The sequence below is a fragment of the Collinsella sp. AM44-11 genome (genome assembly GCF_003467145.1).
In the GTDB taxonomy this organism is placed as follows: Bacteria; Actinomycetota; Coriobacteriia; order Coriobacteriales; family Coriobacteriaceae; genus Collinsella.
The window spans coordinates 23,103-45,931 of record NZ_QSFE01000003.1; the positions used below are offsets into that span (position 1 = coordinate 23,103).

General features: G+C 52.2%; 18 protein-coding genes and 2 pseudogenes. 2 read left to right on the forward strand and 18 right to left on the reverse strand.

The window, feature by feature from the left end; translation table 11 throughout:
• The 12 genes from pelF to DW943_RS02750 form a co-directional block, all read right to left on the reverse strand.
• Entirely contained in the window at positions 1-1,428 is a 1,428-nt protein-coding gene (pelF, locus tag DW943_RS02695; protein ID WP_117774276.1) for a GT4 family glycosyltransferase PelF, read from the reverse strand.
• A complete protein-coding gene (locus DW943_RS02700; RefSeq protein ID WP_117862105.1) occupies positions 1,425-3,305 on the reverse strand; it encodes a DUF2194 domain-containing protein in 1,881 nt (626 codons plus the stop codon). The genes pelF and DW943_RS02700 overlap by 4 nt, the downstream gene beginning before the upstream one ends.
• The gene (locus tag DW943_RS02705; protein WP_117862106.1) at positions 3,302-4,207 is read right to left on the reverse strand and encodes a hypothetical protein; all 906 of its coding nucleotides are present in this window, start codon (positions 4,205-4,207) and stop codon (positions 3,302-3,304) included. Before DW943_RS02705 ends, DW943_RS02700 begins: the two co-directional genes overlap by 4 nt.
• On the reverse strand, positions 4,204-6,342 hold the full coding sequence (locus DW943_RS02710) for a DUF4118 domain-containing protein (protein ID WP_117862107.1): 2,139 nt from the start codon (positions 6,340-6,342) through the stop codon (positions 4,204-4,206). The genes DW943_RS02705 and DW943_RS02710 overlap by 4 nt, the downstream gene beginning before the upstream one ends.
• A 346-nt stretch (positions 6,343-6,688) precedes the next feature.
• Positions 6,689-7,357, reverse strand: coding sequence for an RloB family protein (locus tag DW943_RS02715; protein ID WP_117818377.1), 669 nt, complete (start codon positions 7,355-7,357; stop codon positions 6,689-6,691).
• A 1-nt stretch (position 7,358) separates the two neighbouring features.
• Positions 7,359-8,576, reverse strand: a complete 1,218-nt coding sequence (locus DW943_RS02720) for an ATP/GTP-binding protein (RefSeq protein ID WP_158548969.1) — start codon at positions 8,574-8,576, stop codon at positions 7,359-7,361.
• A gap of 153 nt (positions 8,577-8,729) precedes the next feature.
• Positions 8,730-10,277 carry an AAA family ATPase gene (locus DW943_RS02725; protein WP_158566069.1) on the reverse strand — a complete coding sequence of 516 codons (1,548 nt, stop codon included), beginning with the start codon at positions 10,275-10,277 and terminating at the stop codon, positions 8,730-8,732.
• Positions 10,278-10,580: 303 nt separating this feature from the next.
• Entirely contained in the window at positions 10,581-11,192 is a 612-nt protein-coding gene (locus tag DW943_RS02730; RefSeq protein ID WP_117862110.1) for a 3'-5' exonuclease, read from the reverse strand.
• A gap of 133 nt (positions 11,193-11,325) precedes the next feature.
• The gene (locus tag DW943_RS02735) at positions 11,326-11,802 is read right to left on the reverse strand and encodes an N-acetyltransferase (protein WP_117862111.1); all 477 of its coding nucleotides are present in this window, start codon (positions 11,800-11,802) and stop codon (positions 11,326-11,328) included.
• 13 nt (positions 11,803-11,815) lie between these two features.
• Positions 11,816-12,889 (reverse strand): hypothetical protein, encoded by a 1,074-nt coding sequence (locus DW943_RS02740; RefSeq protein WP_117862112.1) that lies wholly within the window; start codon positions 12,887-12,889, stop codon positions 11,816-11,818.
• A gap of 3 nt (positions 12,890-12,892) precedes the next feature.
• Positions 12,893-13,318, reverse strand: a complete 426-nt coding sequence (locus tag DW943_RS10790; RefSeq protein WP_117862113.1) for an ASCH domain-containing protein — start codon at positions 13,316-13,318, stop codon at positions 12,893-12,895.
• 330 nt (positions 13,319-13,648) lie between these two features.
• On the reverse strand, positions 13,649-14,629 hold the full coding sequence (locus DW943_RS02750) for a hypothetical protein (RefSeq protein ID WP_117862114.1): 981 nt from the start codon (positions 14,627-14,629) through the stop codon (positions 13,649-13,651).
• A 551-nt stretch (positions 14,630-15,180) separates the two neighbouring features.
• Between DW943_RS02750 and DW943_RS02755 the strand changes: the two are divergent.
• Positions 15,181-15,396 (forward strand): annotated as a pseudogene (locus DW943_RS02755) (transposase); the annotation flags it as partial.
• Between the two features lie 191 nt (positions 15,397-15,587).
• Entirely contained in the window at positions 15,588-16,871 is a 1,284-nt protein-coding gene (locus DW943_RS02760) for a transglutaminase domain-containing protein (protein WP_117862115.1), read from the forward strand.
• Positions 16,872-17,169: 298 nt separating this feature from the next.
• On the opposite strand, the gene DW943_RS02765 is transcribed toward DW943_RS02760, so the two are convergent.
• The 6 genes and pseudogenes from DW943_RS02765 to DW943_RS02790 form a co-directional block, all read right to left on the reverse strand.
• Positions 17,170-18,243 carry a hypothetical protein gene (locus tag DW943_RS02765; RefSeq protein ID WP_199413495.1) on the reverse strand — a complete coding sequence of 358 codons (1,074 nt, stop codon included), beginning with the start codon at positions 18,241-18,243 and terminating at the stop codon, positions 17,170-17,172.
• Between the two features lie 13 nt (positions 18,244-18,256).
• A complete protein-coding gene (locus tag DW943_RS02770; protein ID WP_117862116.1) occupies positions 18,257-19,414 on the reverse strand; it encodes an ATP-grasp domain-containing protein in 1,158 nt (385 codons plus the stop codon).
• Between the two features lie 9 nt (positions 19,415-19,423).
• Positions 19,424-20,014, reverse strand: a complete 591-nt coding sequence (locus DW943_RS10795; RefSeq protein ID WP_117779297.1) for a serine O-acetyltransferase — start codon at positions 20,012-20,014, stop codon at positions 19,424-19,426.
• Between the two features lie 113 nt (positions 20,015-20,127).
• Positions 20,128-20,271, reverse strand: a pseudogene (locus DW943_RS10800) (DapH/DapD/GlmU-related protein); the annotation flags it as partial.
• A 279-nt stretch (positions 20,272-20,550) separates the two neighbouring features.
• On the reverse strand, positions 20,551-21,882 hold the full coding sequence (locus DW943_RS02785; RefSeq protein WP_117779298.1) for a lipopolysaccharide biosynthesis protein: 1,332 nt from the start codon (positions 21,880-21,882) through the stop codon (positions 20,551-20,553).
• The gene (locus DW943_RS02790) at positions 21,879-22,826 is read right to left on the reverse strand and encodes a deacetylase (protein ID WP_117862117.1); all 948 of its coding nucleotides are present in this window, start codon (positions 22,824-22,826) and stop codon (positions 21,879-21,881) included. The genes DW943_RS02785 and DW943_RS02790 overlap by 4 nt, the downstream gene beginning before the upstream one ends.
• Positions 22,827-22,829 lie beyond the last annotated feature (3 nt).

Consider the following 22,829-nt stretch of genomic DNA (forward strand, 5'->3'; position numbering starts at 1 on the left):
CTACTCCCCCTCTCTGGGCAGGTTAAACGCACACGCCGTCTCGTCGTACAGCGCGCGATAGTTGGCGAGCATCTGCTCGTGCAAAAAGTACGTGGCAACGCGACGCTGCCCGCGCTCCCCCATCTCAATGCGACGGGCGCGGCTCACGCACATGCGCTCCATGGCATCGGCCAAGCCCTTGCGATACATGGGCGGCGTCACAAAACCCGCCACGCCAAAGTCGTCGCCCGGGGCGCCTTCGAGCAGCTCGCGACAGCAGCCCACCTCTGTCGTCACGCAGGGACGGCGCGCTGCAAGCGACTCCAGCACGCTGAGCGGCTGGCCCTCGGAGATGCTCGTCAAAATGGTAAAGTCGAGCTTTTCCATGTACTCGACCACGTTGACGCGGCCGGTAAAGATCAGGTCGCGCACGCCCAGGGTATCGACCAGCGCGTGGCACTCAGCGCCGTACTCCTCGTCGTCCACGCCGCCCATAATGTGCAGGCGCACCTTGGGCAGGCGCTCGTGCAGCTCAAAGAACGCATAGATCATGGTCTTGACGTCCTTGATGGGCGCCAGGCGCACCACCGCGCCAATGTCCACCCAGCCGTCATCGGGCTTTAAGGGAATGTCCTTAAAGCGGTCGAACTGGATGCCGTTGGGAATGACCAGGCATTTACCCGCATCGCAGCCCATATCGATCTGCGTCTTGCGGGCGTTATGGAACAAACTCGTCACGCGGAAGGCGCGGCGGTAGATCTCCTCCGAAAGCAGGTAGAAAAAGCGAATCCAGCGATCCTTAAACGACGGCACCACCCAGTCAGCGCGAATGATCTCTTCCTCGCGCTCGCGGGTATAGATGCCATGCTCGGTCAGCAGCACCGGCGCATGGTGAACGCTTGAGCCCAGGCAGGCGAGCAGGCCACCGTAGCCGGTCGAGATGGCATGGTACACATCGGCCACCGGCACCTCGCTGCCCAACAGGTAGAGCACGGGAAGCAACATGGAGCGCATGGTGTGGAATGCATCGGCAAAGGGCGTGTAGGGGTACTCGGCCAGGCACACGTCGCGGAAGATGTCCATAAACGTTCGGCTCTGCAAAAACGAGAGCGGATGCACGCGACGGCGCTGAAAGATATCGAACAGCACGTCCCAGTCCGGATTGGAGAGCGACACCAGGCGGCGTAGCGCCTCGCGCTCGCGGTCGTTAAAACTGGCTTCATGTTGCTCGCCCGAAAGCCGCAGAGCATCGTCCAGGAACACCTCGTGCACCTCGACCACGTTGCCGGGCAGCTCGTAGACAAACTTGCCGCGGTCGGCAGCATGCGCGCCGATCACCCACAGCACAAACTCGTGCTCGGGCATGGCCTGGATATAGCCATGCATCCAGGTAGATACGCCGCCGTGCACATAGGGGTAGCAACCCTCGAGTACCAAGCAGATTCTCATTTGTCGCCACCCTCCTTGCGTGCAATGGTCACCGTCTTGTCCGTGGCTTTGACCAGGTACAGGTCGCCCGTCAAATGCGTAATCTCGCCACCCGTGACCGTCCCCGGCTCGCCGTTGTTGGCGCGGAACATGAGCCACGCCTCGTCGTGGAAATTGCCCAGGCTGAGCGTCCAGGCATCCGCACTTGTATCCACGCTCACCGTCATGGACGAAAAACGCTGGATAGCGCCCGAGCATTCCGAACCGGTCTGACGCCGCAGGTCGGGCGCAGACTTGGTAAGCCAGTCCAGGTAGTCAATCAGGCCGCCCTTGTAGACTTCCCAGCCCTCCTTGGCGCCGCGATCGGGATCCAAAAGGTCATCCGGATGCATAAAGTGCGTGCTCACGTAGTGCATGTTGAGCTCGGACACGGCAGCCAGGCGCATGTAGGAATCGTCGACCATGCCGCCCGAGACAATACGCGGCTGCTCCACAATGCCATCGCTCGCCACGCCAAACTCCTGCACGTACGGCAGGTCGGTGCCATCCTCAAAATACGTACTGGCGATGGTCTTAATGCGCGGAACGTCGGTGCCGATAAGCTTGCGCGCACGGGCCGAAAGGATATTCGACGGCGGCACGTAGACCGAGCCGTGCGCGTTGGGCAACACCTCGTCCTGAAAGGCGATAAGCTCGTTGAGCGATGCGACGAGCGTTTCCTTGTTCTTCCAGGTCTTGTAGTCATACAGCGTGCCGTAATCGGTATCCCAGAGCGCCAGAGGCTGATGGTTGTAGCCGTGAAAGCCCAGCTCTCCGCCCATCTGCAGCAGCATGCGGCCAAAGTAGCGGAACTGCGTGGTATCGGCCTGGCGCGCAGGCTCGGTCTGGTCAACCGCGTTCTCGTAGTTTTCGATCATCACGCCGGTATAGCGAATGCCGTATTTTTGCGCGAGCTTTTGCAGATCGGGCCACCAGACCTTGGTGTAAAAGTCGGCGATGGAAAGCCCGTAGTCGCGCTTGATGTAGGTGCCGTCGCCCGAGGGCGCGGGGCTAGGAAAGTCGTCCAAATAGAACACGGCGCTGTTGATGACCGGATAGGCCGTGGCATCACCCAGCAAGCTTATGGCCGAAGCATAGAACCCACGCATGACCTTGTCGTAGATGCCAATGTTGCACACCACGGTGTGACCACTGCCGCAATCGTTAGACCAAATGAGCGGCGTGCCCGCGTCACCGGTCTTTGCCCATACGTGCGCCGTTTCGCGCAATGAAACCGAGAGCGAAGAATCGAAGGGATCCGAGAACTCGTAGCGCTCTCCTCCGCCCAACATAAAGTTCTCGCTCGGAACGATACTTTCGGCTGTCGCATAGTCATATCCGGCCGATTCGATACCAAGCTTGGAAGCAATAGCCTGCAGGTAGTTCGAGTTATCTGGAGTCATGCCCAGCATAAGCGAACCGCCGGCACTCACCCAACTCATAATGTCGGTCAGATGCGTACCGAGCCCATCGAGCGACGGCATGAGCAAAATCACGCGATCGTAAGAGGTCAGCGAGGGAATGGCATCCGCGCCGTCCAGGGCAAGGTCCACGTCGCGGTGCGCGATCTTCATGTCGAGCAAGATCTGGTCGAACTGCTCTTTGACGTCCTCGACGCCATCTTGGTCCGAGTCGGTAATAACCAAGCACGTGGGCTTTTGGCCAAACATCGCCGAGCTTGCCGGCACCGCGTCGTTGGCAGCGAGCATGCCCAGCTTATGCTGGCCCGCACTGTACTGTACGCCGGCGCGCTCCACCAGCAGCACGGCCGCCATGACAATAAAGACCGCCCATACCACAAGCAGCCCCATCCAGCGAAAATGGCCCGCACGGTCGCGGATATGCTGTACCACGCTCATCTGGCCTCCTCCCCGTCGCGCCAAAAAGCCAACCTCTCACGATTTTCAGCATTCAAATACACATGCTGCTTGTCGATCGCGTCGATTACGCGCTGTACCGCCTGCCCATCACGACGAATCACAGCCAAGCGCAGGCAGAGCATCCAAACGCCCTGTTCGTCTGGCGCATCGATCACCAACTGGCTCGCGACGTCCTCTGCCTTATCGATCTCGCCGGCATCGGCCAGCGCCGTGGCATAGCGGATGCGCAACGCCGGCCCGTCCTCGCGTTCGCAACGACGCGCGAGCAAGCGTGCATACTGCTGACGCTGAATCTGTGCCACGCGGCCCTCCGCCAAACCCGAGTCCAGATAGGCGCCCAAAAAGTCGCAATACGCATCCAGGTTATGCGAGCTGGGATCGGTCTTAAACGCGTGCTCCAGCTGCTGTAGCTTAAGGTCGGACTCCTTGGAGATCTGCGCCACCGCCGTCGCGGCATAGTGCGCCACTTCAACGTCGTCGTTAAGCTTAGCCGCCTGCAGCTGCGCCAGGTACGCGTCGGGCTCCTCGGTGAGCATGGAGAGCATTAGGCGGCGCCGGTCTGCCGGGTCATTGACGATGAGCGCTTCCTCGAGCGGAATCACGCCTGCATCGCCCTCACCACTCGGTACCGGCATACTGCGATGCAGGTCGTCGTTGAAGCGCAGCGACTCCAGCGCAGACTCTTTCAGTCCCTCGCCAAACACCGCGCTGCGGACCGATAGCAGAACCACCAGCAACGGGCCCCACAGCGGCACCAGCACTATTACAGGCAGCATGTGCCCGTGCACCGGCAGCAGGCCCAGCTTCATGAGCGTCCACAGCACCAGGCAAACCAGCGCATGAATCAGCAGCAAGACGGCAGCAACGATAAGCGAGATCAAGCGGCATCCCCCTCACCGTCACCGGTGTAAGCGATGTGCTGCAGCAGCGCCACGATGTCCTCACCGTCGACGGGCTCCACCGCAATCTGCTTCGCGCTCAGACGCTCGCGGATAATGGGTAGGTCGCACGCCTTTGCCTGGCGCATAAGCAGGTAGAGCACGTCGCCGTCGACCAAGCCCGCCGCGTCGCTCTCGCGGATTGCCGACCCAATTGCGCCCACCAGCTCGCCGACAGGCTCCATGCCCGGTACCACGCGCAGGAGCAAAAAGCTGCCCATCTTGCCATCTGCCAGCGCCTGCTCGGCCGCAAGCTCTTGGCCAAAGGCCGCCTGCTTGAGCACGCAAGTGCCGTCAACGCAGCGCTTATCCTGAGCTACCGCCTCATAGTCAAAGGCGCGCCCCAGCGCGCTTTCGACCAAGCCGCACAAGATGCGGAACAGGTTTTGGTAATAGAGCGTCATTTGATTCTGAGCCGCACGACGCACAGAGATCAACACGGCGGGTGCCCCGTCGCGCTCGATCGAGTATCCAAACATGGGCAGCCCCGGCGTCAACTCGCGATTCACCCACAGGTTCGAACGACCCCCGCCGCCCAAAAGGGGCGCAAGCTGCTCAAGCGAAAACGAGCGCGTGGCGTCTTCGGCAATCACGGGACTCGCCGCCACCAGACGTGCAAACGCCCCGCCCGAAACGTGATAGATCGCCACCGAATCGTTTTCGAGAATCTCACCCAGAAGCTCGCAGCACTTGCGATAGATGTCGCGCGGATTGAGCACGTCGAGCTCTTGCGTCACGGCAAAGATCTTGCCAAAGCTATCCTGACGCCCCACAATCTGGCGCTTGTATGTGCGCTTGTCCTCGATGGCATCGTGGTAGAGCTGCGTGAGGAACGTATTGCGATTACGTACGAGCTCGTTTTGGTCGCGCTCCACCCTAATGGCCTCGCTGTTACGCAGCTGCACATAGCCGCACACGGCACCCACCACAAAGTACGCGATAAACGGCAGCCAGTTGGACGGCTCGTAGAACAGGCCCTGGAAGGTATAGCCGTACTGAGTAAAGTAGCTCGCGGCCAAACCCACCGACGCCAGCAGCGCCGCAACCAGACCAAAGTCCAGGCCATACAGTGTGCCGATCAGTACCACGTAGAGCAGGCGATAATCGAGCACGTTGAGCTGGGCCGATTGCGAGAACAGATGCGCAAGCACCTCGAACAGAACCCAGGCAACGCCCGTCTCCAGGCATTTAATAGGCAACGTGCGCATCTGGATGCGGTCGATGGCGGCACACAAGGGGTTGACCTTCTTTGCGCGACCAGCATCCCAACGCGCTTGAATGGTCGAAAGATCGCGCAGCAAGTCGTAACGCTGAAACCAGCCATAGCGCACGCGAGCGACGTCGCTGGCGGGCAGGGCGCAGCCGGCAGAATCGCCATAGGCAACCGTGAGTTCAGGAAAGAGTCCCTGAAGTGCCTCGCCCAGATCGCCTACCGTATGGCCAAAAGCGTCTGCAACGTCGAGCATCTCAAAGCTGGCATCCCAGCTGTCAAAGATGCGGCGAATCAGCACCGCAAGCTCCTCGGCACACAGCAGGGGAAACGCCGCATCCTGCGCGCCCTGCAGAGCGACCGATCCGGTTGAGCACGCGTCGAACAGCGGAACCAAAAACGGTTCCTCCAGTGCGGCAGACGCGGTATACAGGAACGGCACGCGCAGGATCTTGGTTTGAACGCCTTCGCGAGCAGCGTAGTAGCGGCACAGGTCGTTGGCTGCGCGCGCGATAATGCCTTTGCCCGTTTGTTCTGCGGCATCGGTGGCATCCTCAGCGCCCGCGGGCCCGGCTACAAACAGCAGCTGAACCCGGCGCCCCATGCACGCACGAAAGACCGAGCGCAGCAGCTCGATATCGCCCACGGTATCGGTATGCGGGGTAAGGTAATTAGACAGGTAGACCACGCGGTCGAACTCGTAGGCCTGCTCCAAGTGCTGAAGCAGCTCTTTCCACGAGGCATGAGGCGACGACTCATCGCGGCGCGCTTCCTGCGCGGCTACAACCTTAACGTGGTCCCCGGGGAATGCCTTGGCGCAAAAGTCATCGTCAACATATGCGGTGTTGCCAACAACCAGCACCTCCATGGCGTACTCCTCCCCTAAAATCCACTTCTGTCATAGTCAAACATGCGTATTTTACGCTGTCAACGCGAGTTGGAACGCCTTTAAGGCTGTTTTAAGAACTTTTTTAGAGGATGTGGGGACATCAAGAGTGCTAAATGAGCGACCAATTCGGAAGTGGGGTGAAAAACCGAGACCTGTCGACCAGACCCTAGTTTTGGGCACCCGCGACCTGCGGTTTTGTTGCCTGAAATCGGGCTATGCTCGGCGAGTTTCGATTTTTCTCCGCACTTCTCCTACGCACCGGATTTGCAATCGCGCATCACAATCCGCCAATCGCCCTAACCGGAAAGCCAATCCACAGACTCGACTAGCCAGCCAGATACGGCCCGATTACATCGAAAATTTCGCCCACCTTAGTTGCAGGGTTTTGCGCAGATGGCTTAACGTTACCCAGCCCCCTATGGTATGTGACGAGGCGCCCAACACGCTGCAATGCCTCGCCTCGTTTGCCGTCCACCACCTCGAACAGCCCGTCCAAGTTCTTGCGGTACTCGATGCCCAGGTCTCTCGACATCTCCTGCGCGAGGGCATGCTGGCAGTCGGACGCGGACATATGCGCGGTCGTGTAGCGAAAGTGCAGAAGAGGCCACAGCTCGAAGCAGGGGTTCGACCACAACGCATGGAAGGTCCTCGAACCATCGGAGAGCTCGTCGCATTTGCGCTCCATCGCGTCAAAGTCGGACGCAGGAAAGTCATCCTTGTCATACACGAGCCACACATGGTCGAATGTCTCGGGCGCATAGCGGCAGTGTTCGACGGCAAAGTCAAGTAGGTCAAGTGTATGTTTGCCGGTCCCCTTAACGACAATGGCAACCTTACGCTCGTTCGCCGCACCCAACGCCGCACGCACACCCTCAAAGTAGCGAGGCTCGGTCTCCTTGCCCTCGCTCACTACAAGATGACGCGTCATCTGAACCATGCGCGAGCGGCCCTCTCGTTTGCCGCTACGCCAGCCCTTCGACTTCTTCGCCACCATGCTAATCCCACTCCTCGATGCGGGTGAGATACGGATCGGCGCCGTAGCGACCGGACAGGTATTGCTTGTCGAAAGCCGCGTTCTTGCTTACCAGATTACCGTTTGCCTCGTGGATGTCGGCGAGAGACCACAGTTGGCTCGCCTCCCCCTCGCCGCGCGCAGCGAACCATATCTCGTCACGGCGGAACACATCGTTTCGCATGGTTGACACATCCTGGGACGAGAAGATGAGCTGCGCGCCACTCTTGTTGACCCCAGGATCCTTAAACAGCAGAATCACATAGCGAAGAAGCTTCGGGTGCAGTTTGGCGTCGAGCTCGTCTACCACAACGGTGCCACCACGCTCAAGCGCTGTCATCAGATACGCAGCCAACCCCATGAGCTTCTGGGTTCCGGCAGATTCCTCGGATAAACGCAGCTCGTACGCCTTGCCGCCCACCTCGTGCCTCACGAAGACGCGCTGGCCGCGCCACTCCGGCGCCCTCTCCACTCTGAAGCCATCAATACGTACATCAACGGCGCGCAAAAAACGCGTGACCTCGGGTGAGTCATCCTCATCGAGCAATTGTTCGAGCATCTGCTCCAGATAGGAGCTGTTATAGTTCAGGAACACCCCGTCAAGAAACCAGCTGGCAGCCTCCTTGACCACCGGCGCGTCAAAGTTGATGCAGAGAAACGACAGGTACGGCAGCCTCGGGTTGAATCTCGCAGCCGTCACGAGCTTACGCAGCGTGGGACCGAGCTCAACCTCTGCGCCCTCACGCTCGAACAGCATCGCCGTGCGTGACGCTCCCAATTTTCGCCGCCATAGGCCTTCGGACACGATCTCGTCCGCATGCACGGACAGGGCATAGCGGTACTCGTGCTCACCCGCGCGATAGTAGAGCTCGAATTCGGTGGGCTCAGCAGCCGACACTTCATCGAACTCAAACGCAGAGCAACGTGGTATCGAAGGACGGTTACCCTCTGGCGCATCAGTGCTGGCAGACAGCAATCTGATCGGCCTGGCCACCGCCGAGCGAACGTAATCAAGCGCCTCGAGCAGGTTAGACTTGCCGCCAGCGTTAGGCCCGTACACCGCAGCCACCGGAAGAAAACTCTGCCCGTCAGGGAACTCTATGAGGGAGCACTCGAACTCCCTCATCGATGTTGCCTGCATAGAAAGCTCGGTCTCGTCGCGATAGGATCTATAGTTCCTGAAGGTGAACTGACAAAGCATCGTCCTCAACATTCCTTTCATTATTTTGAAAAGATATTTCAGAGTTTTTCTTTGATTATAGACTTTAAGTTTAGTCAATCAAGAGTTTACTGAACTTAGAATAGAGGAATACAGGTAATCCGAAGGCATCGAACAGTCTTAATATCAGTTAAATTACTTCCGCTCTTTAGCCCTTGTGATCATCCCATCAATATGCTCAATGGTCTCAATTAGGTGCGTCAAAATCTGCCTGAGTTCTTCCTCGGGCAGAGAACAGATGTGATCACAAAAGGCCTGCTTTTGAAACTCAGAAATCACCTTTTTATCGCCATAATCTCCAAAGGTTTGCTTTTCCTGATAAAAAGACGACGTATCGAAATCGTCATCCAGCACTAGGGCATTTTCGATTCCCTTCTTAAAATGCTTTCTGGATTTGTAAGTTTTCATTTTCGTTCGCAACACATTGTTGCTTAAACACTCATTAATCTTTTGATCGCAATCGAACAGGAAAGCAGTGAAGACCGATGGAGGATTTGCATCCAAATAAGAGGCAGCCTTATTAAGCGATGGTGCACCCGTGAATGCACACGATCCATCGGGACTCTTCTTTCCTATCCATTTAAAACGCAGGTGATTAGTAGTATGGGCAAAAGAAAGTGCTTTGTTGAAATACTGCTCATCGGTAGGCCCCTCGAGAAAAACAGTGGGGGCTTCGTTCACAAACCATGAAACCGAAAAAGCATCCTTCACCGCTTGGACCGTACCAGGACCGTAAAACTCCGGATTTGTCTGAGCGACTACCTCACCGAACTCATTCTTAGCTAGAACGATTACTTTGTCGTTATATCGATTTTCATCATGAATAATAAAGGGAGAGTGGGTTACGCAGAAGATTTGAGAAGTTTGGTTCCCGTCTTCGTCCTGAAACAACGATTTATAAAAGTGAAGAATCTTCTCCTGCCATGAAGGATGGAGGCTAATTTCAGGCTCGTCAATAAATACAAACGAACCTCTGAGCGCATGCGAGTCCTTCAACATAAAGCACCCACGATAGACAATCTGCTTTTCACCAGAACTCAGTTGATCGACTCGCACGTCATGTCCATTCTTTTTAAAGAGAATTTCTTTATGACCGTCACGATTATCAACACGATAGTATTTCAGGTCGTCAAACATCAAATCAAAGGCTTTGGTGAACCTAGGCATCCTTTGAGGGACTTGAAGTTGCGAGAGCCCAGTTTCCATATTGTTCCTAGCAACCCTAGCGACATCAGCATCATCAAGCGCCTGAATATCAATAATAAGCTGATTAATTTCAGTGGGCAGATCACTTGATGAGCGAATACTCCCAACAGATTCATCAATATTTCGACTTGTTACATTAGTTATTTGATCAGACTTAAAATTAATATCGACATCAGAAAAGATAGCGGAAGTGGGAAAAATCTCGGCAAATTCATCCGAACCCACCCAATTATCGAGGCCTAAGCCATCTTTAACATAGAGATAGTCGTGCCCCTTAATATCCTTGGCATAAAACTCGTATGTTCGAATTTCGGAGTCAAAGTCGACTTCGATTGAATCAACATAACATGGCATGTCGTGATACTTATGTGCCATGATTTGATAGAGCAGCTCGACTAAGCTGCTTTTACCAATGCCATTATTTCCAGCGATGATGACAGTATCAACGGCTTTATTTGAGGAGTCGGTAAAGTCCAACTCCAGATTACCTAATACCGGATGATTCGATAACTTCAACTTTCGAACTCGGATCATGAGAACCCCACTTCAAACTGCTTTTATAGCAGTTTACTAAACCCACGGTGCCAAATGATCGGCAATGCCGCGGTGCCGTTTCGCAATATTCAACAGTGGCCAATTAAACAAACACCGCATCCCACCAAGACGCTAGTGCCCAAGCCGTTATAGTCAAAGAACAGCTTGGGCACACTCCATGAGACCACAGCGAGAGCCGCGACCAGACCTCGCGCCAATAGCGGACACACTCCATACCGCCACAAATCACCCCTCCCCGTCCTTGGCCGTCCAGCTTACGGGTTCAATGCCCGGAAAAGATGCAAGACAAGAGGGGCGGGCAACCTGGTAGTTCCCGTTATTTGTCCTGCGCTGCATAGAAGCGGAGACATATACCGCTTTGCGGGCGCGAGTGACACCGACGTACAACAGGCCCATTTCCTCAATAAGCCCGTCTGGCATTTTCTTCGCACCCACGATCCGGCATCCATACGCAGAACGCGAGCACATACCAGCACTTTCGCACCGCGAACAAATCCTTCCAAGCCAATCGAAACGCGTAACGCCCGGAAAGAATACAGTGCCCCACTCGAGCCCTTTGGCGGAGTGAACGGTCATCATCGAGATGTCTGCATCAAGATAATCGAAGAAACGCCGCAGGGAGCCCTCGGAAAAGATGCTCACGATATAGTCGAAGTGCTTCGACGGATCCAGCGCGAAGCAGTCATTTTTAAGGTGTTTCCGCAGCGCTCCAAGAAGCATGGCATAGGACCGCTCGTAATCGAATCTCATGGAGCCAAAACGATGAAAACCCAACAGCGAGCATACTGAACAGAGTGAGTAGCCCCAGGATAGGGCGAAAACGAAACCAGGATGCATCGCACTCTCCTTGTGCCGGCACGTAGGGCAGACTACTTTTCAGGCCTCGCGCCATGTAACGAGCTGCGCAAGAAGGGGTGTCAAGCAACGACTTGACACCCCTTCAGATTTAACAACTCAGCTGCTTAAAGCGTCACTTCAAAACGCCATTAAAGCTGTACTCAATATGTCCATCTCTATATCGATCGACATAAGACTCAATGTTTTCAAAACCATACCGAGAGAATAACGGAATAAAACTAAGCAGCAGGTCATCGGAAACAGTGATCAGAGGCTTGTCGCAACCCAATAAATCTAATGAGCGATTCAGCAAGGCAGTGCCAATTCCCTTCCCCCTAAAATCAGGAGAAACGAATAGGGTGCAAATCTTCTTTTCGAAATCCTCATTCTTTAGAATTGAGAACCCGTTAACTAGCCCATCTGGCAATTGAGAAATGAGCAAGAGACGGCTGGAGTCATCGCTAAACACCTTTGTGGATAACCATTCAGCACCATTTGGATAATAAGGGATAATCGAGTCGGAAATAAATCGAAAAAGCTGCTGATCACATTCAGTCATAGCCACCTTGCGGACTATAGCGGTATCAAAACTATCCAAAACGGAAATCATCTACAGTCACCACCTAAAACCGAAACACGATACGAAGCATAGACAAAAGAAAGTCAATCACTGGTCTCTCAAGCACATCGAACAAAACTGTAATTCCAAATAAATAGATTAAGTATTTTACTATGGTTTTGAAATTACACACATGAATTCTTAATTTCAAATACATGCGGTAACCATCAACCGGTGCCAAATCTCCCTTCTTCCAGTGCCAGGCAACAAGATTCGAAAAATCCGAGTCGGCACCAAGCCTGCCGAATCTCTTAGACTCGCTGGCAGACTGACCAACTTTGAGATAGTCATCCCAAAGTCCACCCTCAAGAAGCCTCTTCTCCTTAAGAGTCACGCCGGAATCAACATCTACCCCAGAATCGGCCATGAGAAGAAAGTGAGCCTGCAGCGTATTGAGCCTAAAAGAGGAGTACTTAGCTTCAACATGGTTGTTTGCGCAATCAGGAAGAGTCCGGTAGTCATTGAATCTAAAGTCAACAATCTCAACTCGGGAAAAAGCCGAGTTGAGAGGCGAATCCTTTGAATCATGCTTCTGGACAAGCGATGAAACTCCAGGGCCTTTAATGCGAAATCTAAAATATAAAGCTCCATCAGGAAGATTGCCTGGCAAAGCAATGCGAACAAAGCAACCAGGCACGTCGTCGGGTGTATCTTCGATTGATATGGAATTAGCAATCTTGCATAGCGTAAAGCTATCGTTGCTCCCACCCAGAAATTCAACAGAGGCATACGGTTTGCTATCGGTAGAAGTGACTTTGCACTTTTCGTTAAACACCGCGCCGAGCACCCTGCTCTGAGATGAAATCAGAACATCGTAAAGGTCAAAAACTTGTTTTTTATCTAAACTGAAGGGGCAATAAAGGACAAATGCGTTTACATGCTTTGCAATGGAGTATAAGCCACGCTCGTCAGCGCCTTCTGAATCGACTGCTCTTGAAAGCTTAAACCCGAAGTCGAGATCCCTTCCAGCTCCGGAGGAAGGCTCGCACCAAAGGTTAAAGTTCAGAAGCACATCGATACTCAGAGACTCTATGTCTGGCTTATCTTCTGATTCAAGCCAAAAGCCAAAACTTTTCATATATCAACCCATCAATTCGGAGCAACGCGACAAATCGTCTATACGCAAACATTGTAAGTCCGAGAGATAACAAAAAGACTGCGGCGCTCTTGCCAATCCGATTTCAGAGAGAGAAATTGGACGGGCAAACCGTAAAGGCGAACGCAGAACAATCAATGTCACCGAAGTATGCCCAGAATAATATGAATCGAATTCCTCTTTGCTTATGCAGCCTCGTTCACCAGCAATCTGCCAAGCATGAGAAATGGAGCAATTAACCACATCGTCGACGAGGGCTTCCCCAACAATTCTGCCACTACCCCGCGATTCATAGATAACAATCTTCTCGAGTCTCTTACCAGGGCGGCATTTCCGAAATTCAACGGTTTTAAGGCCGGACAGAATCAGATCGGCGTACTTCTTTTTTATTGAATATAGCGCAGCGCCCATGAGAACCTCATAAGAGACCTTACGAATAGAGACAGATGAATTAAGGATAGCTGGGGCTAGATAATAAAAGTAGAGATCTTCTCTAGCAAATTTAATGAACTCAATAATCTGAAACTATTCAAGTTCGTCAGCGCACCAATCTTCCAAATGATCAATATCGCCTTTAACGGAAAACACACTCAACATAGCAAGCATGTCCGACATTGCGAATAACACTATTTGTCGCATAGCTCAAAATAGTCCTTTTGAGCTATGCGGCTATTCCAAGTACGCCACCGCCGGGATGCAAGTGTCCGAGAAATAGTGACACCACCAAAGAAATCAATGCCTTTAACGCATGTCACGAAGCGTCCTAAATCTGGAGCTTCTATACGACGGACGAGTCAACTCAACCTCATTATCGGAATTCATTTTTTCCTGCTCGTCGAGGCTGTATCTACACGAGAATACCCTCAATTCAAATCTACAGAGACGACTATTTAAAAAGGGAGTCCACCGGTAAACAATTCTATCGGCACCTTCCTTAATAATTGGAATACCGCCATACGCATTAAGGCTAAACTTTTCAAAATGCATAAGGAGCCATAAATGTTTGCGAATCACCCTCTCATAACTAATTATTTTTGATTCAGACGATACGTTATAAGGAAAATGACCGTATTTCTTTGCTAAATGGAATACATTTGATGCAATGACCGAAATATTCGCTGGCACAAGAAGCCCACTTAAATTTTGGACCGTTTCGACAATCCAACTATCCTTAGCCTTCTCGGAAAGCAGGGCGAACGAATTAACAAAACTTGTCCCATCGAAATCGGTGGCAATAAATAACTCACTCGCAGGAACATCAGCCATTTGATTTATGCGTTCGACTACCTCTTGATCAACTTCAATTCGCAGGTAAAAAGTGCGATTTTCTATTTGAACGGCTTTAATTAAAGCATCTCCGAACACGACCTTGTCGTCAGCAAATAGCATGCCATAACTGATTCCTCCCCTTATCAATACGCCATACCGACTTAGGCAGAAAAGCTGAATAGTTGCTACGAGAGATATGAGAGTGCCCAGAAGATAAGATTCACTTTGGCCGGATGCGCCGACATCGCACGAGATGGCTACGTTATCAGAAAAGCTGACCGCTGTAATTCCAAGGGGCCCGAGCGCATCGCTTGAACGCGCTTCGGTAACCTGCTCTGTCAAATCCATAATCGAATCAAACAAGCGCTCAACGTCTCCACCGCCCTCAAAATATGCTTTGTATCCCAGCACATCAAAATAAGCAATGTAGTGAGGCTTGAACTCAGGGGTCATAAATCGTCCTAACTTCGACAGAAATTTGATAAATGGAAACCGATCAATCTACCTGTTTATCGCAGTCGAAAGTGCTAAAGCAATCCTTGCCACGAATAATTGAAATCAAATAGCAATACAGAATCAAGAACTGTTGGGGCAGGGTGCCATAGCACCAGAATGCACCATCACTTCTATTGAAAAAAAGGACCACCGATCTGCCGTAAACAAAAGCCTAAACAGCGATTTGCAAATGTAAAAGGAACAACATGGAAACCCTTCCGTTTGGCGACATGGCAAATCCGGCAATCAATCGACCAAATTGAAAAGCCGACAAGCAGATGTTAACGTCATGCACCAGACAGTGAACGCCTGAGGCAATGGTACTCCCTAACGCTTTAACGGGGCACGTTGGTCTAATAATTTTCGTCAAACGGCAGCCTGAAATCGAGCTGTCGTAATACGTCATGGCGTAGACCAGACTCGGGCCTGATATGATTCTCACGACGAACTTCGCCCTCCCCCAAAACCTGATATTGTGACAATCTCAAGCTCAGGGAGCGAGTGTGCTGAGCCGGATCAGGACGAACAACGGGATCGAGCGTATCAACCGCGAGATCAGGAGGAGGACGAGGGTCGTCGGGACCTTCCCGGACGGCAGCTCGGCCCTCATGCTGGTGACGGCGAGGCTGAAGTACGTGGCGGAGCGCGAGTGGGGCAAGAGGAGGTGCCTGAATATGTCGAAGCTGGAGGAGATGGACGAACTGAAGGGAAAGGCGGAGGACTAGAAGAGGACGGGGCCGAGGACAGCAAAATCAATTTGCAAAAGAATCTTGACGGTACCCTTCCCCAACATTCCCCAGAAAGTTCGCTGATGTTGACTGGGGTTCCCGTAAAATAAACCGCAACAAAATATGTGCGGAGTGCTGGCCTGGAGCTGCCTTCGGACCCTATTGGCTGCTCACCGAGAGGCTCCGCTATGAAACGACCCCTTTACTACCTGCTCTGCGCGATCGCGTGCACGTCCATGGTCAGCTCGACGATGCCCATGGCAGCCATCGCGGAAGTCATGCAGCCTCAAGAAACCGCCGAGCAGCAGGCGCAAGCCGACGCCACGAGCAGCGACACAGGCAAGGCCGAAGATGGCACCAGCACAAACGCGACAGCAGATACCGTAGAGGACGGCACCGCAACATCCACCGGCACCAGCGCAGTCAACACGGAAAGCGCCGACGGCATCCCCGCCACCCCCGGCACCGCCGCCGCAACCGACGCGGCCACCACAACCCCCACTCCATCCCTCCGCACCCAGACCAACCCCACGCCCGCCGCAATCTCCACCACGGCACAAACCATCTACGCCCACTCCGTCGCTGCAACCCAAAACGGCGTCACCTTCACCGTCTCGTGGAACGACGCCCCCGCGGGCACCGCGACGACCTTCCATGTAACCCAGACCAATGGCTCGTCCCAGGCCAAGGCGCGCATGGACGTGCCCACCTATTGGGACGGCGGCAGCCAGGAAAGCGTCTGCGACCCGTCGCGCCCGGCATGGTCCAGCTACTGCAGCCTGGGCACGGCGGGCCACGACTTTACCTTTGACTTCACGGCATCGGGCACGTACCGCATCTGCTTCTACTTTATGGACAACGACAGAAACGACCCCCAAAACGACAAGGGGATCTACTACCTGCGCACCACGGCGGAGGTGACCGTAAACGACGCCGCCCGTCCGAGCGTCACGCAGATCGTCAACAACGCCGTGGACCTGTGCAGGCAACAGACAAACGGCTCGGAATACGACATGGCGCTGTGGCTCCACGACTGGACGCTCGACCAGCTGGAGTACGACCACAGCCTCAACTGGTGCTCGGCCGAAAGCGGCCTCACGCGCCACCAGGGCACCTGCGAGAGCTACCAGCGCATCTACTCCAAGCTCCTTGACGCTGCGGGCATCGCCAACGGGCGCATCACCGGCAACGGCCACACCTGGAACGCCGTAAAGATCGACGACAAATGGTGCCAGATGGACCTAACTTGGGACGACACCAGCGACAACTGGTACGGGGGCCTGGACCAGCGACATCTGTACTTTGGCCTGACCGACGAACTCATGGCTATCGCCCACTCCGACCACACGGCTAACTATCAAAAGGACGACTACGCCTACCGTTCAACTGATCTGTCCAACAATTACTTTGTGCGAAACGGCAAAGCAGATGAATGGACAGAGAAGTGCGCCGCAGCCAATGCCAATATTTGACTGCGACGCGAAGCAGGCGGTTGCCATAAATGGGCACCGAAACCCAAGCTAATCCCGTTGCCCAAGTGCTAAATTGCCGTTATTGTACTTAGATATAGCAGAGATGATATGAACCCCGGTGCTTTATTGTTTATCGTAAAACGGATACTGGGCGCCACCCTAACAATATGGCATTCAATGCAATCTGCCATCCATCTATTGGAACATATAAAACGAACGAAGGTCATAACATATTAATAAGGGGTGTCAACTTAAGCTGACACCCCTTATTTCAATATTGGTAAGTTAGATCAATACATCACTTTTGAACCAAAGACCTAACATCATGGATAACCATAAATGCCATGAGAGCAAAGCCAAGGTACCCATTAAGCCCGTAAAGAACATTCAGAAGCGGAGCGTAAGGAACCAGACAAGCGATAATGCATCCAATAACTCCTCCGAGAATGACGACACACTTATAACGTGAAGTCCCCTCAACGGCCATACGCTTAACTCCGGTCCATAGCAACGGCACAGCACTCGTATAGATACCGACAAATATGACAACAGCAAATATAAGTCCAAGAAAAGGGCTCATTCTGTTAGCGAGCACAAGTGTTGGGATTGGCGCATCCCACACTAAATCGATATTTGAAATCAAAGCAACGCAGCACAGTGCCGCCGTGCCAAATATAAACAAACTCGAAAGCAACATTCCGCGCTTGACATCTTTTAATTGTTCCCTTGCGCCAAGCTCGCCAAGAAAAGCAGCAAACCACAGAATTACAAAGCCAGCATATGATGCGCCTGACGCCAGAGGATTACCGCCGCCAATCTGAACGACATCAAATACATTAGAGTCGATGGCAGATGAGCCGTCGACGAATCCCATTGAGCCAAAGATCGACGAGTACCCAACTATGGCAAGTAAAAAAACAATAATTAGCGGACCGAGAAAGCTTAAAACTTTAACGATATTCTCTAGTCCGTAAACCACCGTTACAACGGCCGCAAAAGCAAGAATCACAGCACCGACCCCATTGGGCAAACCCCACTGTTGCATAGCGGTCGAATTCGCACCGCCGAGCATTACTACAAAGCTCATGTAGCAAAACAGCGCCGCAAACCAGTCATAGAAACCACCGATGATTTTGCCGCAATATACACCATAAATATCGCCGCCGCGCTTAATCTCATTCTTTGCACCATTAATAGAAAAGGACAAATTGGTATAAAGATAAACAATAGCAGTAACAGCAATAACAACCCAAAACATACTGCCGTAGGAGGCCTCGTATTGCAAGACTTCCTGCATGCTAGCGAAACCCGAACCGATGTACAACCCTATACAAGCGCCACAAACTGCAAGTACTTTTTTGAAATTACTCAAATCGCACACCAGCTTAGCGATCCAAATGCAGCTTGCGACGAACACTCGTCCCGAGCAAAGAAACCACAGGTGCAATATCGCCATGACGGCCTAGATAATACCTGCAATCTGCATTCTTAAAATCAGAAAGCCATGCCCCCAAGGAAACTTTGCCTTTCTTTACGCGCTCGCGGTAGTCAGTAATCTCCACCATTGCAGTAAAACCATCAGGCACTTTACGCAGAAGTGACCGATCAACTATGCCCGTGAGTTGAGAATCAGCCCATATCAGTGCAAGCGGCATGCCAGCACATGTGGAAGCATAACTCCAGGTGGAGTTCCTAAAGTTGATCTCGCCAAACCAAAGGTTGCCCTCTTGGTCCTCCAAAAACTCTATTTCAAAAACTCCAGTGAAACCAATGTCGGCCATGAGCTCGCTCAGCTTCGCCTCAAGCTCAGGATTTTTGAGATTGCCCACCGTCATATAAGGGCTATAGCTCATCGGAAGATAATAATTGTATGTAGACGCAATGGTAATCAACATGTCGCACCCCTCGGGAGAGGAAATGCCTTCCATGCATAGCTCATTCTTTTTAACGATATATTTCTGAACAAGCACTTCATAGCTTCGAATGGAATCGAAAGCCGCGCGAAGCTCATCTTCGTTATTACAAATGTGCATATCGTTTTTCCAAGCGCCCATAGTCGGAGTTATCGCTTTGGTAATCACAGGGTAATCTAGACCCTCTGGCACAACGCCGCGTTCGGTAACAACCGCATCCAAAACATTAAGACCGTGCTTCTGAGCTGCAGCGAGAATCGCTTTCTTATCCATAAATGCTGTTACACGGCCCGCTTTTCCAGCGTTAAAAAAATAAGCCTTATCAACAAGCTCGTCATAGCGCTGATCAAGGTAGCTCTCAGTCGTATCGTCAGAAGTCAAGATAAACGGCCTGGGACCCTCACAATTTTCTATAAACTTAAGTAGCTTATAGTAGGCTTCATCGAGCGACTCGAACTCATAGACCTTCTTCAAATACTTACTTTTTGAAGTCAGCCTCAACCCGCCTCCATATACAAAGGCAGTCGGATGGATGCCATTTTCACCGAGCGTTCTCACAATCCCCAAAGGGTTATAGTGTTCTTGGCCGAACACAACAAAGGGATGCTGGCGTAGCTTTTCAATATTCATATAGAAGTCCTAACTGACAGTACTGTAAACACGCGAATCGATAAACTCCCTCGATCCGTTATTAGAGAGTTTCTTTGCGGGAACTCCACCCCAAGTTGTATTTGGCTCCAAAATATCCTTCACTACGACAGCATTCGCAGCAATTGAAACACCGTCGGCAACGGTAATACCGCCAATTAGCTTTGCTCCAGTTCCAATGAACACGTTATTGCCAACCATTGGCGAAAGACTGTTGCCCCCGGTCGCCCCAAGATTCACACACTCCTGTATACGACAGTTTCGACCAACCTTTGAATGAGCGTTAACGACAATTGTTCCGTAATGAGCAATCGATAGTCCTTTATCGAAAACATTAATTGGAATAGAGAATCCAAGCCTTATAGCGCGCTTAGCAAGAAGGTGCCTACTGATCAGAAATTTCACAGCGTTAAAAGGATTTCTCAGACACTTCCCCGAGTACCAATACCATTCAGTCTTTCGCAAACGAATCTGATATTTCCACACATCGTCACCGAAGAATCTTGGGCGAGACCTCGTCTGATGTAAAGCAAGCCTATCGCACTCGAGAAACTCATTGAGTTCTTGTTTAGATGTAATCATTTTTCACCAGACTCGCGAATCTCTCGTTCAACGGCAGCGCGTTTCTCCGACCAGGCCATCATCTTGGTATGCAAAAAAGACCCTTCACTCTTTCTTCGATACTCCTCCACGCTCTCAATAACTCTCGCAGGCACACCCACCGCCACAGAATTGTCAGGGATGTCATGGGTAACAACTGCACCAGCACCGACAATGCAGTTTTTACCGATAGTGACGCCCGGCATGATTGTCGCATTGAGACCTATATGGCAGTTATCGCCAATCTTCACCCTAGAAAAGCAATCGATGTCGGATAACTCCGGATATAGGTGGCGAAGAACCCATACACCACCATCATGCGTCGTGATATTCACGCCGCGCGTAATACGAACGTTGTTACCGATCTCGACCAGATAAGGCTCTGACCCAAATTCATATCCGTTGAGAATTTCACATCCTTCACCGATAACAAGGCCACGCTTTTTTAGTTTTTCAAGTTTCTTCTTGCTGGGCATTAACTTCCAAGCAATATTCGACACGATAGACATAAATTCACCCTATCCGAGGTCTGCCAGCCTCATCTTCACGATCCGTACCTTGGTTAAATTGGTGGACAAATACTGGAGCGCTGAAGCGAGAACAATTGCATAAACACCGAGATAGCGAACCAGCGCAAAAGCAACACCAAGATAGACAGCATTGGAGACAAGACTGACCATGCTGTCCTCTTTGGCAAGTCCAAGAGAGAAGAAATACGGATGAAGGGCAACATACATCAGCGCATAGAAATGTACCGCGAGCAATATAAGAAACAGCGGAAGATTTGCAGCATAAACGTGCCCAAAGAGAACATTGAATAGCGGGTAGCCTAGCAATGATGCTCCGATCAAGCAAGCAACCATAACCATGCAAATGGCATTTCTAATCTTGAGGACAACATCAAACGCCTTCCTTTGTTCTCCCTCCGAGACAAGTTCAGACATTTGAGGCATGATAGCGGTCGAGATGGGGTTAGTTAACAGCGAAAAAACTTGTAACGCCTGCTTAAAAACCTTATAGACTGCGACCATCTCAACAGAAACCGCAGAAATAATGAATACATCGAGGTACTTTACAGGAACATCGACAGTTGTACCCAGGTTTGACCAGAGGCAAAATGAAACAAATTCGCGATCGCGACAGGAGAGTGGTGCAAGCAAAATTCTTCTAAGCCCAAACCTACGGTGCAAGAAAAATAATGCCAAGAAAAGCAAAGAAACATGGTTGGCAATATCCGTCGCAACGTAAACAACCACATACCCAATCATCGTGTGCTCTATTGGCAAAAAGCAGTAACCGCCAACCACTAGAAGCTTTAACACAGCAAGAGCAATGCTGTTAATTGCCGTCCATTGGAACTTGTCAAATAGGCGAAGAATGCCAATCGAAGAGCCCTCAATATGAAAAACGATCTCAAGGGAGAATATATAGGCAGCCAGTCTGACCTCGGAGCCCCAGCCCATCAGGTCGCAGACGAATGTAAGGACAAGAAGACCAAGAACCGTTCCAGCCACTGCAGTAGCAACGTCCATCAAAATGCCAAGCTTCAGGTCAGCGAACAGTCGCTCGTCCTCCTTCTTTGACTTTGCGTCGGCACCAAACTTAATTATTGCTTGCCATGACTGGAAGTTCACGAGTGCATCAACGACGGTCATATACTGTTGTCCAAGAACGAAAAACGCATATTGAGTGACGCCAAGCGATTGCACGAGAATCGAAAGGGTAATAATCCCTATCGCTTGTGCCCCACTAGTTCCTAGTAGCGCTGTTGCAGCGTTCCTGAACAGGCGAGCCCAGAAGCCCTCGCCCCGCACCTTTCGCTTGATCCCTCTAAGGTCCAACTTCTTCAATCCGTTCTCCTACATATGTAGTAATCCTTAGCAAACGCAGTCAATCCCTGACCCTTGAAGCCTAGCTCTGCGGCATGAGAGAAAGCCTTCTCGATGACACCAAACAGGTCGTCGACAGAATTCTCGTCCGGGAAATTTGGGCTCCCCCCGGGCATGAGCTCCGAGGAGTGGATCATGAACATCGCATACGTGTCGGCTGACGAGTCGACATCGTCTAGAAGACCGCGCAGAGCGCTCGCCGAAGGATTCTTGGGTGGTCTCAACCACTGCCACTGACCCTTAACAAGCCGTTTACCTTGGCGAAGCACATCCTTCGGCTCATGAAGGGCATCGAAGGCGAACCGGTGAGTCCTCCTGATCGTCATTGGCACCTCAAGAAGCCCGGAATACAGCTCGAAAGGATGCTCGGGTGACTGCGAGTAATCGCTACCAGGGAGGCCCGTCTGCCCCGGCGCCATAGTCCAGTCCATATGCGGGGTCACGGAACAGTCGACAATGAAACCCTTCTTCGCGAGGAGGGCCGCGTACCTTTCATCGAGCGCCCAGCGCCCGCTCCTATGGGAGGTCACGGGAGCTTCGAAACGATTGCGGAGCGACTCGAGCAGAGTGTCGAACTTGGCCTCCATCTGCTCCTCGGGATACTCGATGAGGTAGGCGCGCTGATCGGTCTTTTCCTCGAGTGGAAACTCCGGCGGGTTGTTCCAGGCATGCAAATGCATGCCGATCTCGCATTTACCTGAGTCGTTCTTAGGCTTCATGTACCTCACGAAGCGATCGTCTTGGCACATCTCCCAGTTGGTAAGCCAGGTGGGCACAAAACCGTAATTCTCGGCAAGCTCTTGGAATCTCGGTAGGAACAGAGTGTTCTCGGTCGAGATGCCGTTCGAGACATCCCACTGGTTGTCCGCCTCAGTGTCTATGGTTATGAGCAGCTTCTTAGCCATTTC

Bases quoted from the DNA above. Each gene is read 5' to 3' on its own strand.
- DW943_RS02790 (WP_117862117.1), bottom strand. From the start codon at position 22,826: ATGGCTAAGAAGCTGCTCATAACCATAGACACTGAGGCGGACAACCAG.
- DW943_RS02730 (WP_117862110.1), bottom strand. From the start codon at position 11,192: ATGCATCCTGGTTTCGTTTTCGCCCTATCCTGGGGCTACTCACTCTGT.
- DW943_RS02760 (WP_117862115.1), top strand. From the start codon at position 15,588: ATGAAACGACCCCTTTACTACCTGCTCTGCGCGATCGCGTGCACGTCC.
- DW943_RS10790 (WP_117862113.1), bottom strand. From the start codon at position 13,318: ATGGGCGCTGCGCTATATTCAATAAAAAAGAAGTACGCCGATCTGATT.
- DW943_RS02735 (WP_117862111.1), bottom strand. From the start codon at position 11,802: ATGATTTCCGTTTTGGATAGTTTTGATACCGCTATAGTCCGCAAGGTG.
- DW943_RS02750 (WP_117862114.1), bottom strand. From the start codon at position 14,629: ATGACCCCTGAGTTCAAGCCTCACTACATTGCTTATTTTGATGTGCTG.
- DW943_RS02715 (WP_117818377.1), bottom strand. From the start codon at position 7,357: ATGGTGGCGAAGAAGTCGAAGGGCTGGCGTAGCGGCAAACGAGAGGGC.
- pelF (WP_117774276.1), bottom strand. From the start codon at position 1,428: ATGAGAATCTGCTTGGTACTCGAGGGTTGCTACCCCTATGTGCACGGC.
- DW943_RS02770 (WP_117862116.1), bottom strand. From the start codon at position 19,414: ATGAATATTGAAAAGCTACGCCAGCATCCCTTTGTTGTGTTCGGCCAA.
- DW943_RS02720 (WP_158548969.1), bottom strand. From the start codon at position 8,576: ATGCTTTGTCAGTTCACCTTCAGGAACTATAGATCCTATCGCGACGAG.
- DW943_RS02700 (WP_117862105.1), bottom strand. From the start codon at position 3,305: ATGAGCGTGGTACAGCATATCCGCGACCGTGCGGGCCATTTTCGCTGG.
- DW943_RS10795 (WP_117779297.1), bottom strand. From the start codon at position 20,014: ATGATTACATCTAAACAAGAACTCAATGAGTTTCTCGAGTGCGATAGG.
- DW943_RS02710 (WP_117862107.1), bottom strand. From the start codon at position 6,342: ATGGAGGTGCTGGTTGTTGGCAACACCGCATATGTTGACGATGACTTT.
- DW943_RS02740 (WP_117862112.1), bottom strand. From the start codon at position 12,889: ATGAAAAGTTTTGGCTTTTGGCTTGAATCAGAAGATAAGCCAGACATA.